The 12,673-nt window shown below is 74.6% G+C and carries 11 protein-coding genes and 2 pseudogenes; 9 read left to right on the top strand and 4 right to left on the bottom strand.

The window, feature by feature from the left end; genetic code table 11:
* Positions 1 to 55 precede the first annotated feature (55 nt).
* The 5 genes and pseudogenes from ABEB13_RS33840 to ABEB13_RS33820 all read left to right on the top strand — a co-directional run.
* Positions 56 to 2,062: a S53 family peptidase gene (locus ABEB13_RS33840; protein ID WP_345708515.1), complete on the top strand. Its 2,007-nt coding sequence runs from the start codon at positions 56 to 58 to the stop codon at positions 2,060 to 2,062.
* Positions 2,063 to 2,204: 142 nt separating this feature from the next.
* On the top strand, positions 2,205 to 3,035 hold the full coding sequence (locus tag ABEB13_RS33835) for an MOSC domain-containing protein (protein ID WP_345708514.1): 831 nt from the start codon (positions 2,205 to 2,207) through the stop codon (positions 3,033 to 3,035).
* A gap of 212 nt (positions 3,036 to 3,247) precedes the next feature.
* A complete protein-coding gene (locus ABEB13_RS33830; protein WP_345708513.1) occupies positions 3,248 to 3,970 on the top strand; it encodes a flavin reductase family protein in 723 nt (240 codons plus the stop codon).
* Positions 3,971 to 4,088: 118 nt separating this feature from the next.
* Complete coding sequence (locus tag ABEB13_RS33825; protein WP_345708512.1) at positions 4,089 to 5,723, top strand: MFS transporter; 1,635 nt, start codon at positions 4,089 to 4,091, stop codon at positions 5,721 to 5,723.
* A 115-nt stretch (positions 5,724 to 5,838) separates the two neighbouring features.
* Positions 5,839 to 6,237 (top strand): annotated as a pseudogene (locus ABEB13_RS33820) (chromate transporter); the annotation flags it as partial.
* 92 nt (positions 6,238 to 6,329) lie between these two features.
* Here ABEB13_RS33820 and ABEB13_RS33815 read toward each other — a convergent pair.
* Positions 6,330 to 6,953, bottom strand: coding sequence for a TetR/AcrR family transcriptional regulator (locus ABEB13_RS33815; RefSeq protein ID WP_345709916.1), 624 nt, complete (start codon positions 6,951 to 6,953; stop codon positions 6,330 to 6,332).
* Positions 6,954 to 7,028: 75 nt separating this feature from the next.
* On the opposite strand from ABEB13_RS33815, the gene ABEB13_RS33810 reads away from it, so the two are divergent.
* Together ABEB13_RS33810 and ABEB13_RS33805 are read left to right on the top strand one after the other, a co-directional pair.
* On the top strand, positions 7,029 to 7,802 hold the full coding sequence (locus ABEB13_RS33810; RefSeq protein ID WP_345708511.1) for an MFS transporter: 774 nt from the start codon (positions 7,029 to 7,031) through the stop codon (positions 7,800 to 7,802).
* Between the two features lie 285 nt (positions 7,803 to 8,087).
* Entirely contained in the window at positions 8,088 to 8,627 is a 540-nt protein-coding gene (locus ABEB13_RS33805) for an MFS transporter (protein WP_345708510.1), read from the top strand.
* A 91-nt stretch (positions 8,628 to 8,718) separates the two neighbouring features.
* Here ABEB13_RS33805 and ABEB13_RS33800 read toward each other — a convergent pair whose 3' ends face one another.
* Positions 8,719 to 9,246, bottom strand: a complete 528-nt coding sequence (locus tag ABEB13_RS33800) for a hypothetical protein (protein WP_345708509.1) — start codon at positions 9,244 to 9,246, stop codon at positions 8,719 to 8,721.
* A 92-nt stretch (positions 9,247 to 9,338) separates the two neighbouring features.
* Positions 9,339 to 9,737, bottom strand: a complete 399-nt coding sequence (locus tag ABEB13_RS33795) for a spore-associated protein A (RefSeq protein ID WP_345708508.1) — start codon at positions 9,735 to 9,737, stop codon at positions 9,339 to 9,341.
* Positions 9,738 to 9,936: 199 nt separating this feature from the next.
* On the opposite strand from ABEB13_RS33795, the gene ABEB13_RS33790 reads away from it, so the two are divergent.
* Positions 9,937 to 11,160 (top strand): helix-turn-helix domain-containing protein, encoded by a 1,224-nt coding sequence (locus tag ABEB13_RS33790; protein ID WP_345708507.1) that lies wholly within the window; start codon positions 9,937 to 9,939, stop codon positions 11,158 to 11,160.
* A gap of 146 nt (positions 11,161 to 11,306) precedes the next feature.
* Positions 11,307 to 11,837, top strand: a complete 531-nt coding sequence (locus ABEB13_RS33785) for a DUF3761 domain-containing protein (protein ID WP_345708506.1) — start codon at positions 11,307 to 11,309, stop codon at positions 11,835 to 11,837.
* On the opposite strand, the pseudogene ABEB13_RS33780 reads toward ABEB13_RS33785, so the two are convergent.
* Positions 11,830 to 12,671: pseudogene (locus tag ABEB13_RS33780) on the bottom strand (nucleotidyltransferase domain-containing protein). The gene ABEB13_RS33785 and the pseudogene ABEB13_RS33780 overlap by 8 nt on opposite strands.
* Positions 12,672 to 12,673: the final 2 nt, after the last annotated feature.

Here is a 12,673-nt window from a genome sequence, read left to right as displayed (position 1 = left end):
GGCCGCCGGCGCCATCCCCCTTGGAGTCGTCATCACCGACCACCGGATCCCCCGCGTGCGCCGGCACCGGAGCGCGGGTGCTGCCCTCGCCTGCGCGGCGCTGCTCGCCGGAGCCTTCGCCGTCGCCCCCGCCTCGCAGGCCGAGGGCAGCGGCAGCGTCCGCACCCTCGCCGGCACCCACCCGGCCTGGGCGCAGCCCTCGGCCGACCGGGGCGCCCTGCCCACCACCACCGCCATCGCCGTACGGGTCTACCTGGCGGGCCAGGACCCGGCCGGCCTGGCCGCGTACGCCCGGGCGGTCTCCACCGAGGGCGGCGCGCAGTACGGCGCGTTCCTGACGTCCGCGCAGGTGCAGCAGCGCTTCGGCGCGACCGCCCGGCAGGTCGCCGATGTGAAGTCCTGGCTGGCCGGCGCAGGCCTGAAGGTCACCGCGACCACCGCCCATTACGTCGACGCCACCGGCGACAGCGCCGCCGGCGGCAGGGCCTTCGGCACGGGCATCCACCAGTACACCGTCGACGGGACGACCCGGCGGGCACCGGTCGGCGACGCGGTCGTCCCGGCCGGGGTCGCCTCCGCCGTGCTGGGCGTCACGGGCCTGAGCACGGAGACTCCGCGGGCGAGGCCGCACTCCGTCGCCGTCCGTTCCACCGCCGGGAGGACCGGCACGGCTCCCGGCGCCTCCACCTTCCCCACCACCCCCACCTGCTCGGACCACTGGGGCCAGAAGAGGGTCACCGCGGGCCCGACCGGCTACGCCCCGGCCACGACCTACGACCAGTGCTCGCTGGCCCCCTCGCAGCTGCGCACGGCGTACGGCATCACCGGCTCCCACCTGACCGGCAAGGGCGCCACGGTCGCCGTCGTGGACGCCTACGGCTCCGCGACCATGGCCGCGGACGCCGACCGCTTCGCCACCCTGCACGGCGACCGGCCGTTCCGGCCCGGCCAGTACACCGAGCTGGTGAACCGCGCCGGGTGGAACAACCAGGACGCCTGCGGCGGCCCCGAGGGCTGGGCCGGCGAGGAGGCGCTGGACGTCGAGATGGTGCACGGCCTCGCGCCGGACGCGAACGTCCTCTACGTCGGGGCCGACTCGTGCTCGGACCAGGACCTGCTGAGCGCCCTGTCGACCATCGTCGACCGGCACCTCGCGGACGTCGTCTCCAACTCCTGGGGCGAGATCATGCACGGCGCGTTCGGGGACATCCCGCCCGCCGAGATCGCCGCGTACGAGCAGGTCTTCCAGCAGGGCGCCATCCAGGGCATCGGCTTCGACTTCTCCGCGGGCGACTGCGGCGACTCCTCCCCGGCCGCCGCCGCGACGGGCGTCAACTGCGACCCGAGCACCAGCCGCGCGCAGGCCGACTGGCCCAGCTCGGACCCGTGGGTGACCTCGGTGGGCGGCACCGCCCTGGCCACCGCCGACGCCAAGGGCGGCTACGGCTTCGAGACCGACATGGGCACGCTGCGCTCCGGGCTCGCCCCGGACGGCGGCAGCTGGCAGCCGTTGCCCGGCGCCTTCTACTTCGGCGGGGGCGGCGGCACCAGCGAGGACTTCGCGCAGCCCTGGTACCAGACCGGCACCGTCCCCAGGAAGCTCGCGAACACCCTGATGACCGGCGCCAAGGCGCCGTCGGCGCGCCGGGTCACGCCCGACGTCGCGATGAACGGCGACCTGTACACCTCCGTCCTGGTCGGCTACTCCCCCGGCGGCACGTACAGCGAGGGCGGCTACGGCGGCACCAGTGTCGCCGCTCCGGAGTTCTCGGCCGTGCAGGCCCTCGCCATCGAGGCCCGCAAGGGCAGCCCGCTCGGGTTCGCCAATCCCGTCCTGTACGCGCGGGCCGGCAGCGGCGCCTTCCACGACGTCGTCGACCAGGCCGCCGCGAAGGACCAGCCCCCGCTCAGCGCCGTCGCCGACCAGGGGCTGGTCGGCGGCACCCTGCGGGTGCGCCTGGTCGCTTTCGGCGAGGACACCACGCTCAACGCGGTCAAGGGCTACGACGACGCCACCGGCCTGGGCTCACCGACCGCCGGCTACCTGACGTCCTTCCGGTAGCCCCGGCCCCGGACCGGGCACGCGCGGCCACGGCACCGCCCCCGCGGTGCCGTGGCCGTGCGCGTCCCGACCTGCCCGCCGGGCGGCGCCTCGCTAGCATCGGTCGGGCCGGAGCACTGTCGTCGAAACCGAGGCGGACCGCATGGCCACACTCGTCTCCGTCAACGTGGGCCTGCCGAAGGATGTCCGGTGGCAGGGCCGGACGGTCCGCACGGCGGTCTGGAAGCAACCCGTCACCGGCCCGCGCACGGTCCGCCGGCTGAACATCGACGGTGACGGCCAGGGCGACCTCGGCGGGCACGGCGGCGAGATGCGCGCCGTAATGGTCTACCAGCTCGACTCGTACCGCCACTGGCAGCGAGTCCTGGGCCGGGACGACTTCTCGTACGGCCAGTTCGGCGAGAACTTCACCGTGGACGGGCTGCCCGACGACGAGGTGTGCATCGGCGACCGCTACCGGATCGGCGGAGCCGTCTTCGAGGTGACCCAGCCCCGGGTGACCTGCTACCGGGTCGGGCTGCGGATGGACGAGCCCCGGCTGCCGGCCCTGCTGGTGACCCACCGGCGGCCCGGGTTCTACCTGCGGGTCCTCACCGAGGGCGAGGTCGAGGCCGGTCAGGAGATCGTCAAGCTCTCGGACGGGCCGGGGCGGATGACCGTCGCGGAGGTCGACGGCCTGCTGTACCTGCCCGAGCGCCCCCGGGACAGGATCGCCCGCGCCCTGGGCATCGACGCGCTCAGCCCCGGCTGGCAGTCGTCGTTCCGCGCTCTGCTGGAGCAGCCCGACCACGCACCGGGCGCCGCCGGGAACCCGGGCCTCAACCCCGAGGGCGCCGACCCGCGCCCGGCCTGGGACGGCTTCCGCCCGCTCACCGTCACCGCCGTGGCCGCCGAGAGCGACAGCATCGTCTCGCTCTGCCTCGCCGACCCGGACGGCCGCCCGCTGCCCCCGCGGCGCCCGGCCAGTACCTGACCGTCCGCCTCGTCCCGGAGGCCGGCGCCGCGCCGCTGGTCCGCAGCTACTCGCTGTCCGGTCCGCCGTCCGCGGAGGGCTACCGGATCAGCGTCAAGCGGGAAGCAGAGGGGGCCGCCAGCCGGTGGATCCACGCCCACGTCCGCGCCGGTGGCGAGCTGGCGGCCGCGGCACCGCGCGGGTCGTTCACGCTGAGACCGGGCGCGGGCCCGGTGGTGCTGGCCTCCGCGGGGGTGGGCGCCACCCCCGTCCTGGCGATGCTGCACGCGCTGGCCGACACCCGGCCGGACCGGGAGGTCTGGTGGCTGCACGGCGCGCGGCACGGCGGCGACCACCCGTTCGCGGCGGAGAGCCGGCGCCTGCTCGCCCGGCTGCCCGACAGCCATGTCCGGATCTGCTACAGCGCGCCCCGGCCCCAGGACCGGGAGGGCGTGGACTACACCGACCGCGGCCGGCTGTCGGCCGCGGTGCTCGCCCGCCTCGACCTGCCGGCGGACGCCGACGCCTACCTCTGCGGGCCGTCGGCGTTCATGGCCGACCTCACCGGGGCGCTGACCGCCACGGGCCTGGCCCGCGACCGGATCCACACCGAGGTGTTCGGCGCGGGCCCCGCCCTCACCCCGGGAATCGCCGCCGCCGCGGCCCCGCGCCCGCACCCGCCCGCAGGGCCCGCGGGCGATGGCCCCGCGGTGTCCTTCGTCCGCAGCGGCCTCACCGTCCCGTGGCGGCCGGAGTTCGGCAGCCTGCTGGAGATGGCCGAGGCCTGCGGCGTCGCGGTGCGCTGGTCCTGCCGCACCGGGGTGTGCCGCACCTGCGAGACCCGGCTCATGGAGGGCGCGGTGTCGTACGACCCCGCGCCGGTGGAGGCCCCGGCCCCGGGCAACGCCCTGGTCTGCTGCGCCCGGCCGGACGCGGACGTCGTGCTCGATCTCTGAGAACCCCTGCCGGCTCCGAGGGCCCTGCCGGGCCCGGGGCCCACGGGTTGTCGGCCGATCGGATGAGCCCACCGGCGGGTCGGCCCGGTCCGCACGGGCCCCGTGGAAGGCTGCCTGCATGAGTGCCGAAGGAGGCAGCACCGGGAGAGCGGGGGCCGCGACGGTCGTCCTCGCCACCCTGGCGGCGGGGCAGTTCCTGATGGCGCTCGACAGCTCGGTGATGAACGTGTCGATCGCGACCGTGGCCGACGACGTGGGTACCACCGTGAGCGGGCTGCAGGGCGCCATCACCGCCTACACGCTGGTGATGGCGATGCTCATGATCACCGGCGGCAAGGTCGGCGCGATCATCGGCCGCAAGCGCGCCTTCACGATCGGCTGCGTGATCTACGGGTGCGGCTCCGCGACCACGGCGGTCGCCCCGAACCTGACCGTGCTGCTGATCGGGTGGTCACTGCTGGAGGGCATCGGGGCGGCCCTGATCCTGCCCGCGATCGTGGCCCTGGTGGCGAGCAACTTCGCCGTGGAGCGCCGCCCCGCGGCCTACGGGCTGGTCACCGCCGCCGGCGCGATCGCGATCGCACTCGGGCCCCTGATCGGGGGCATCGCGACCACGTACTTCTCCTGGCGCTGGGTGTTCGCCGGCGAGGTCGTGGTGGTGCTCGCCATCCTCGTGCTGGCCCGCCGGGTGGCCGACGCCCCGCCCGACCGACGGCCGCGGCTCGACGCCGTCGGCGCCGTGCTGTCGGCCCTGGGCCTCGGACTGTTCGTCTACGGCGTGCTGCGCTCCGGCACCTGGGGCTGGTTCCAGCCGAAGCCCGACGCGCCCTCCTGGCTCGGGATCTCGGCGGTGATCTGGCTGATGATGGCCGGGCTGTTCCTGGTCTGGCTCTTCTTCCGCTGGGAGCGCCGCCTCGTCCGGAAGGGCACCGAGCCGCTGGTCGACCCCGAACTGCTGGGCAACCGGCAGCTCACCGGCGGCCTGACGATGTTCTTCTTCCAGTACCTGGTGCAGATGGGCGTGTTCTTCGTCGTCCCGCTGTACCTGTCCGTCGCGCTCGGCCTGTCGGCCCTGATGACCGGGGTGCGGATCCTGCCGCTCTCCCTCACGCTGCTCGCGGCCGCCGTCGCGATCCCGCGCTTCCTGCCGGACGTCTCCCCGCGCCGGGTGGTACGGCTGGGCGTCCTCGCCATGCTCGCGGGCGCCGTCGTGCTGCTGGCCGCCCTCGACGCGGACGCCGGCGCGGAGATCGTCACCATCCCCCTGCTGCTGATCGGCTTCGGCATGGGGGCACTCGCCTCCCAGCTCGGATCGGTGACCGTGTCGGCGGTGCCGGACGAGCAGAGCGCCGAGGTCGGCGGGATCCAGAACACCGTGACCAACCTCGGCGCCTCGATCGGGACGGCCCTGGCCGGGTCGATCATGATCGCCGCCCTGACCTCCTCCTTCCTCGCCACCATCGAGCAGAACCCGGACGTCCCGGCCCAGGCCAAGACCCGGGCGAGCACCGAACTCGCCGGTGGCGTGCCCTTCCTGTCGGATGCCCAGTTGCAGGCCGCCCTCGACGACGCGAACGTGCCGTCCGGGACGGCCCAGGCCGCCCTGGACGCCAACGCCGCCGCCCGTCTGGACGGCCTGCGGGCCGCACTGTCCGTCCTCGCCTTCGCCGCGTTGATCGCTCTCTTCTTCACCCGGCGCATCCCGGCCACCCAGCCCCGTTCCGCCGGCGGACCGGCGCCCTCGGGCAGCTGACCGGCGGCCTCGCCCCTCGTCGGCGGCCGTGCACCTCCCTCCATGAGGATCACGCCCGGCCGACGGAGACCCGGCCGGGACGGAGAAGCGGCAGCGGACGGCGCGGACGAGGCACCTGCACAGCGGGTGCGACGGGCACGGCGGGTGGGACCGGCGCAGCGGGTGGGACCGGCGCAGCGGGTGGGCCTGGCGACCATCGCACGCGACTGGGGGGTGGATCGGCTCGATCGGCTTCGGCGGGCCGCCAGCGCACATCGCCCTGCTGCGCCGGCTCTGCGTCGAGCGGCGGGGGTGGCTGTCCGCCGCGGAGTTCGAGGACGGCGTCGCCGCCACGAGCCTGCTGCCCGGGCCCGCCTCGACCCAGCTGGCGATCTTCACCGCCTGGCGGCTGCGGGGCGTACCCGGCGCGCCGGTCGGCGGTGCGGCGTTCGTCGCACCGGGCCGGGTGCTGATCCTGGCGCTGGCCGCGGTGTTCCTGTCGGACAGTCCGCCCGGATGGGTGCTGGGGGCCGCGGCCGGCACCGGAGCGGCGGTCGCGGCGGTCGCCGTCCATGCGGCGTGGGCCCTGATCCCGGCCGGCCTGCAGCGGGCGGCGGGAGGCGGCTCTCAGGGCCGTCCGGTCGCCGTCAGGGGGCGCTGTGGCCGAACGCCGAGGACCAGTCCGAGGGGCGGTCCGAAGAGGCGGACGATTTCATCGGCGGACATCGACGCGACCGGTTCCAGCCGCAGCACGAACCTCGTCACGATCAGCCCGGCCATCTGGGCGCAGAACGCCCCGGCCCGCCGGTGGGCGTCCCGGCCGCCGATCCGGGCGGCGATCTTGTCGATCATCTCGCGCTCGATGACCTCCTTGACCAGCGCGGCCGTGGCCTCGTCCTGGGTGGCGCCGGCGAGCATGCCGCGCAGCGGGGCGCCGGCCTGCGGGTCCTCCCAGGCCGCCAGCAGGGCGCGCAGGGTCCGCTGCGGGAGGGTCGCCAGGTCGCCGTCGAGGGCGTGCAGGAGGATCTCGGCGGGGTTCGCCGAGAGGGCCAGGGCCGCGCCGAAGAGGCCCTTCTTGGAGCCGAAGTAGTAGCTGACCAGGGCGAGGTCGACGTCCGCCTCGGCGGCGACCGCGCGCAGGGTCACGGCGTCGTAGCCGTCCGAGAGGAAGCGCCGGCGGGCCACGGCGAGGATCTGGGCCCGGGTGTCGGGGCTCCCGGTGCGACGGCCCCGGCGGGCCGGTTTATTCATCACCGTTGAAATACTAGTCGGGCCGGGGCGAGTCTGGGCGCACCGATCCACACCGCCCCGGGAGGCGCAAACCCCATGTCTGCCACCGCACCGCCCACCGCCCCGGCCGAGGCCGGTCGCGGCATCCGCCACGGCGCCGTCCTCGCCGTCACCTGCCTGGCGCTGGCCACCGTCGTGTCCGCCATGGCCTCGCTCAACGTGGCACTGCCGGACATCGCCCGGGAGACCCACGCGAGCCAGACCCAGCTCTCCTGGATCATCGACGCCTACAGCCTGGTCTTCGCCTCCCTGCTGCTGCCCGCCGGCGCACTGGGCGACCGGTTCGGCCGACGGCGCGCCCTGCTCGCCGGTCTGGCGGTGTTCGGCACCGGGTCGCTGCTCGCGACCCTCACCGCCACCCCGAATGCGCTGATCGCGCTGCGTGCGCTGCTGGGCGTCGGCGCCGCCCTGGTGATGCCGGCGACGCTGTCGACGATCACCAGCACCTTCCCGCGCGCGGAGCGGGCCCGGGCGGTCGGCGTCTGGGCCGCCGTGGCCGGCGCGAGCGCGGTGGTGGGGCTGCTCACCTCCGGCCTGGTTCTCGAACTGGGCTCGTGGCGTGCGGTGTTCCTGCTGAACGTGGTGCTGGCGGCCGGGGCCGTGATCGGCACCCTGGTGTTCGTCCCCGAGTCGGCGGAGCCGGGGCGGCCTCCCGGGACACCGTCGGTGCCGTCCTCGCGGTGGCCGGGCTGGGCGTGCTCGTCTACAGCGTCATCGAGGCCCCCACCCGCGGCTGGGGCAGCCCGGTCACCCTCGGCGGGATCCTGCTCGGGCTGCTCGTCCTCGCCGGCTTCGTCCGCTGGGAGCTGACCCGGCGGCACCCGCTGCTCGACCCGCGCCTGTTCGCCAACCCCCGGTTCGCGGCCGGTTCGCTCTCGATCTCGCTGCAGTTCTTCGCCTTCTTCGGCTTCGTCTTCGTGATGATGCAGTACCTCCAACTGGTGCGCGGGGACAGCGCGCTGGCGGCAGCGGTGGGGGTGCTGCCGATGGCGGCCGCGATGGCCCCGAGCGCGCGGCTCTCCCCGGCTGACCGCGCGGCTCGGTGTCCGCAGGCCCTGGGTCGCCGGACTGCTGGTCGCCGCCGCCGGCCTGACCGTGCTGGCGCAACTCGACCGCGCCACCCCGTACGGGCTGGTGGCGACCGGGCTGGTACTGCTGGGCGCGGGGATGGGCCTGGCGATGACGCCGGCCACCACGGAGATCACCGACGCGCTGCCGCCGGCCCTGCAGAGCGTCGGCTCCGCGATGAACGACCTGGCGCGGGAACTCGGCGGCGCGCTCGGGATCGCGGTGCTGGGCAGTGTCCTGAGTGCTGCCTACCGCAGCCATCTGCCGCTGCCCGGGATGCCGCCGCAGGCGGCGGAGGCGGCGCGCTCCTCGCTGGCCGCGGCCACCGCGATCGGCGGGCCGGTGGTGGCCCGCGCCCAGTCGGCGTTCGCCGCGGGCCTGCACGCCGCCCTGCTCGGCGCCGCGGGGGTGGCGGTCGCGGCGGCCGTGGCGGTGGCACTGCTGCTGCGCCGGGCGGACGCCACCGCCCCGGCCGCGGAACACGGCGAGGACGTCCTCCCCGGCACCGGGGCCGGGCAGGACGCGGAGCCCGCGCTGACGGTGATCACCGGCGGCGCCTCCCGCTGACCCCGCATCCGACCGGCACACCATCCGGGCCCGCAGAGCCGACCCCTGGAGGGAGTTGGCTCTGCGGGCCCGCCTCGTGCCGGACGCGGGACTAGTTGTGGCCGGGCACGGCGCAGAAGTTGCGCCAGTCGCCTCCGGACCAGGGTGCGGTGAACCGGGTCGAGAAGTCGGCCGCTCCGTTGGACTTGTAGAAGACGAAGTTGCCGTCGTCCTGGACCTGGGCCCAACCTCCGGATGCGCCGTTGTCCCCGCGAATCGTGCACGCGTTGACTCCGTCCGCCCGCATGAGCTTGATGCCGCCGGTGGAGGCCGACCAGTCCAGCGAGACGACACCGTCGTTCCACGTCCCGGAGGCCCACATGACGGCATTGTCGCGGGCGCGGTAGACGACCAGATTGCCGTCGGACTGGAACTTGATGTAGATGCTGTTGGGCCCCGGCTGACCGCTCAGCGGCCACGAACCCCACGTGGTGTTGTTCGCCGCCTGCCAGTCCGCCTGGGACGTGACGAAGTAGGCGCACCTGGTGTCGGCCGACGCATTGGCGGCGGAGAAGAGCAGGCCGAATGCTGCCAGCGCTGCGACCGTACCGCCCTTGGCGAGCTTGTGCTTGAGAGGCATGGTGTCCCTTTCAGGATGGACATGAGTGACCTGTGTCGAGCTGTTGAGCCGTGTCGGCGGGGCCCTGGGCCGGGCACTTCGAGGCCGCGGTGTCAGCCGCAGTGGCTGTTGTACCGAGTTGCCCAAGTCCCCAGGTAGCCCGCCCAGTCGACGCACTGGCCGGCCGTGCCGTAGACGTAGACCGGACCGGCGTAGTACGTGAAGTTGCCGGAGTTGGGGACCCAGCCGCCTCCGGAGATCGCGATCTCCGCCACCGTCCAATTGGCGACGCCCGGAGTATTGGTCACCGTGACCACGCAGTTGCTGAATCCGTCGTAGGTCAGGTAGACCGTGCCGCCGGCCACCGGCATGGAGTCGACCACGCCGTAGCCGGAGCCGCAGGCACCGTTGTACGACGCGGCATGCGCCGCGGTCGGCGCGGCCACCACGGCCGCACCGGTGGCGGCCAGCACCGCGACGCCCGTCGCGAGATTCCGGATGCCTTTGAGCATGCTTCACCACTTCCGAAGAGAGCACTGAGGGAGGCGGAACCGACGGCACCGCACGGCTGCAGGGGGTGAGCCACTCCGACCCTGGCGGCCAACGGCGGTGACGACCAGGCAGAAGGCACTGGCAGAAAAATCGGCAGTCTCCCGACCGGCATTGTTGTGGTGTACTCGTCAGAACACCACGGGAGGACCGGGCGGGGGCATGGTGGACCGGGAGGGACTCGGCGCGGTACTCCGCGCCCGGCGGATCCGAGCAGGACTGACGCAGGAACAGCTCGCCGAACGCTCGGGGCTGAGCGTGCGGGCGATCGGGGACCTGGAACGCGACAAGGTCGCCAGGCCGCACCGCGAGTCCGTACGCCTCCTCGCCGAGGCACTCGGCCTGTCCGCCGACGACCACGAAGGCCTGCTGCGCCTGGCACGTCACTCATCACCAACGCCGTTGCCAGGGACGGCATCAGGGCCGGCCGGTGGCACGGCGGACCACCCGGCGTCCGCTCGCCCGGGCGGAACGGTCGCCCCCGGGGTGGAGCTGCCGGTGATCGGGGTGGAGCCGTCGGCGATCGATGCGCCCGCAGGGGAGGTCGAGAGCCCGGCGGCGGGCTGCGCCCCAGCGTCACCCCCGGCTGCGCCTCCGCGTGCTCGTGGCCGGCGAAGAACGGTCGTGGCCGCGACGGCAGCGGTGACCGGCTGCCTCGCGGCCGCCGTCGTGGCGCTGTGGCCGGCGCCGCTCGGCGGCATCGCGACCCGGCTCTCCGGGAGGCCCGGCGATGTCGTCCCCGCCGGGCGTACCGGCTATGTCGGCCGGATCGCCGCCGACGCGCAGATCGTCTCCTCCGCGGGAACGGACCTTCGGATCGACCGATCGGTCGGGGCAGGCGACACCCTCGTGGTGGCACTCATGCTCACAAGCACCAGCGCGGGCCCGATCACCGTCACCGACACGGCGGGCAACCACTACACCATGGTCGCGGACGTCACCGACCCGTACCGCCACCGCGTTGCGCTCTTCGCCGCGTTCAGGGTCAGCCCGTTGCACGGCGGCGACCGTCTCGGCATCACCTGGCCGCAGGCCAGCAAGCACCATGTCGCCGTCGAGGAGTTCCAGGGCATGTCCGCAGCCAAGGGCCAAGCCGCGGGAGCGGGCGCCTACACCGATCACAGCAGCCGGAGCCTCGCGGTCGGCATCGCCGCCGGCTGTGCCCCCGGAGACCTCGTCGTCGGGGCGATCGGGAGCAACAGCGGCCCCGCGCCGACCCTGACGCCGGGTTGGCAGCGCCTGCCCGAACTCCAGCTCTCCTCCTACCGGCTCACCGTCGTCCTCCGTCGCGCCACCACCCGCGAGGAGTGCGTTCTCACCGGCACCAGCCAGGCCCAGTGGGGGGCGGTGCTCGTCAGCCTGCAGGCCGATGAACCGTCCCGGTAGGGCCGTCCGGCGTTCACCCGGACCAGGACCCTCGGGAAGGCGCTCGACTCCCTCGCCGGATTCGGGGCTTGCAGAAGAGCACGGAATCCACACGATTTCCGGATAATCCCTCCACGGCCTGTTCCGGTTCCCGTAAGTTGCCGGCCGTGACCACCCAGAACTCAAGCCGAAGACTGCTGCCCGCAGCCGCCCTTCTGACGCTCGCCCTGTTCGGCGCCGCCTGCGACCCGGAGACCGGTGCCGCCGCCGGTCCGGCCCCGGCCGCCGCCACCAGTGCGACCGGCGCCGCCTCCCCCGCGGCCGACCCGAGCACCGCGGCCCCGGCGGCCGCTCCGTCCTCGGCGCAGCCGACCGACGCGAGCCCCTCCGCCACCGATCCGGCGCCGGCCACCACGGCGGCGGCTCCCACCACCCGGGCGCCGGCCACCAAGGCGGCGCCGGCCCCCGTGCACACCACGCCGGCGCCGGCCCGGACGACGGCCAAGGCCGCGCCCACCACCAAGGCGCCCGCCGGGTCGTGCGCCCACCACACCACCGGCGTCTGCGGCTGGGACGTCGGCCTCACACCGGTGTCGAGCAGCGAGACGGCCGAGTGCAACGACGGGACGGTGTCCTACTCGGCGACCTTCTCCGGAACCTGCTCGCACCACGGCGGCGTGCGCTACTGGTTCAAGTGACCGTCGGCGCCAGGACGTCGCCGGCCAGCCGGGCCGCCTCCGCCAGTGCGGCGGCGGCCTCGGCCCGGAACAGCCCGTGCGCCCGTGCCGCGAACCCCGCGGGCGCCCCGGGCAGCCTTCCGGCGGCGTCCACCGCGCCCTTCTCGTTGATCAGCCAGTGCCCGGCCCGGGCGTGCAGCGCCTGGGCGAGCAGCCCGACGGCGCGGAACAGGCAGCCGTGCAGATAGGTGGCGTCCTGCGGCACCTTGGCGGCGTTCGCGAGCAGGAAGGGCACCTCGAAGCGGGCCTGCGCAAGGAACGCCTCGCGCAGCGGGCCGGGGTAGCCCTCCACGATCTCGCCCTGCAGTCCGGCCAGTTCGCCGGTCGGGTCGGCGAGCACCCGTCCGAGTGCCAGCTCGCCGACGTACGCGGTGGACACGAAGCCCAGCGGGTGGCCGATCTGGAACCCGGTCTCGTACCGGCCCGCACGCGCCTGCGTCCAGCAGTCGCGGACCCGGTCGACGTCCCGGTAGATCCAGTCGACGGCGGCCGGACCGATCCGCAGCCAGCCACCGCCGTCCACCCAGGGCCCCACCCGCCGGGCTCGGTGATCTCGACCGGGCGACCGGTGACCTCCCGGGCGAGCGCCCGCAGCGCCGCGGTGTCCAGCGGGGGCCGGTAGTACAGCCCGAGGTCGTGGTCGGAGTCCGGGCGGTGGGTGTCCCGGGCCCGGCTGCCGCCGAGGCAGACACCGACGACGCCGCCCACGGCGGCCAGCCGGCGGGCGAGTTCGGCACGTTCCGGGTCGCCGAAGGCGGGGCCCGAGCCGGCGGACGGGCTGCTGTCGGTGGTCACCG

Origin of the sequence: Kitasatospora paranensis (assembly GCF_039544005.1) — a bacterium.
GTDB lineage: Bacteria > Actinomycetota > Actinomycetes > Streptomycetales > Streptomycetaceae > Kitasatospora > Kitasatospora paranensis.
The sequence above is the reverse complement of the archived record's forward strand: the minus strand, read 5'-3'. Positions and strand labels throughout refer to the sequence as shown.

Coding starts and splice junctions, on each gene's coding strand:
- ABEB13_RS33795 (WP_345708508.1), bottom strand. CDS start 9,737: ATGCTCAAAGGCATCCGGAATCTCGCGACGGGCGTCGCGGTGCTGGCC.
- ABEB13_RS33800 (WP_345708509.1), bottom strand. CDS start 9,246: ATGCCTCTCAAGCACAAGCTCGCCAAGGGCGGTACGGTCGCAGCGCTG.
- ABEB13_RS33825 (WP_345708512.1), top strand. CDS start 4,089: ATGAGTGCCGAAGGAGGCAGCACCGGGAGAGCGGGGGCCGCGACGGTC.
- ABEB13_RS33835 (WP_345708514.1), top strand. CDS start 2,205: ATGGCCACACTCGTCTCCGTCAACGTGGGCCTGCCGAAGGATGTCCGG.
- ABEB13_RS33790 (WP_345708507.1), top strand. CDS start 9,937: ATGGTGGACCGGGAGGGACTCGGCGCGGTACTCCGCGCCCGGCGGATC.
- ABEB13_RS33815 (WP_345709916.1), bottom strand. CDS start 6,953: ATGAATAAACCGGCCCGCCGGGGCCGTCGCACCGGGAGCCCCGACACC.
- ABEB13_RS33810 (WP_345708511.1), top strand. CDS start 7,029: ATGTCTGCCACCGCACCGCCCACCGCCCCGGCCGAGGCCGGTCGCGGC.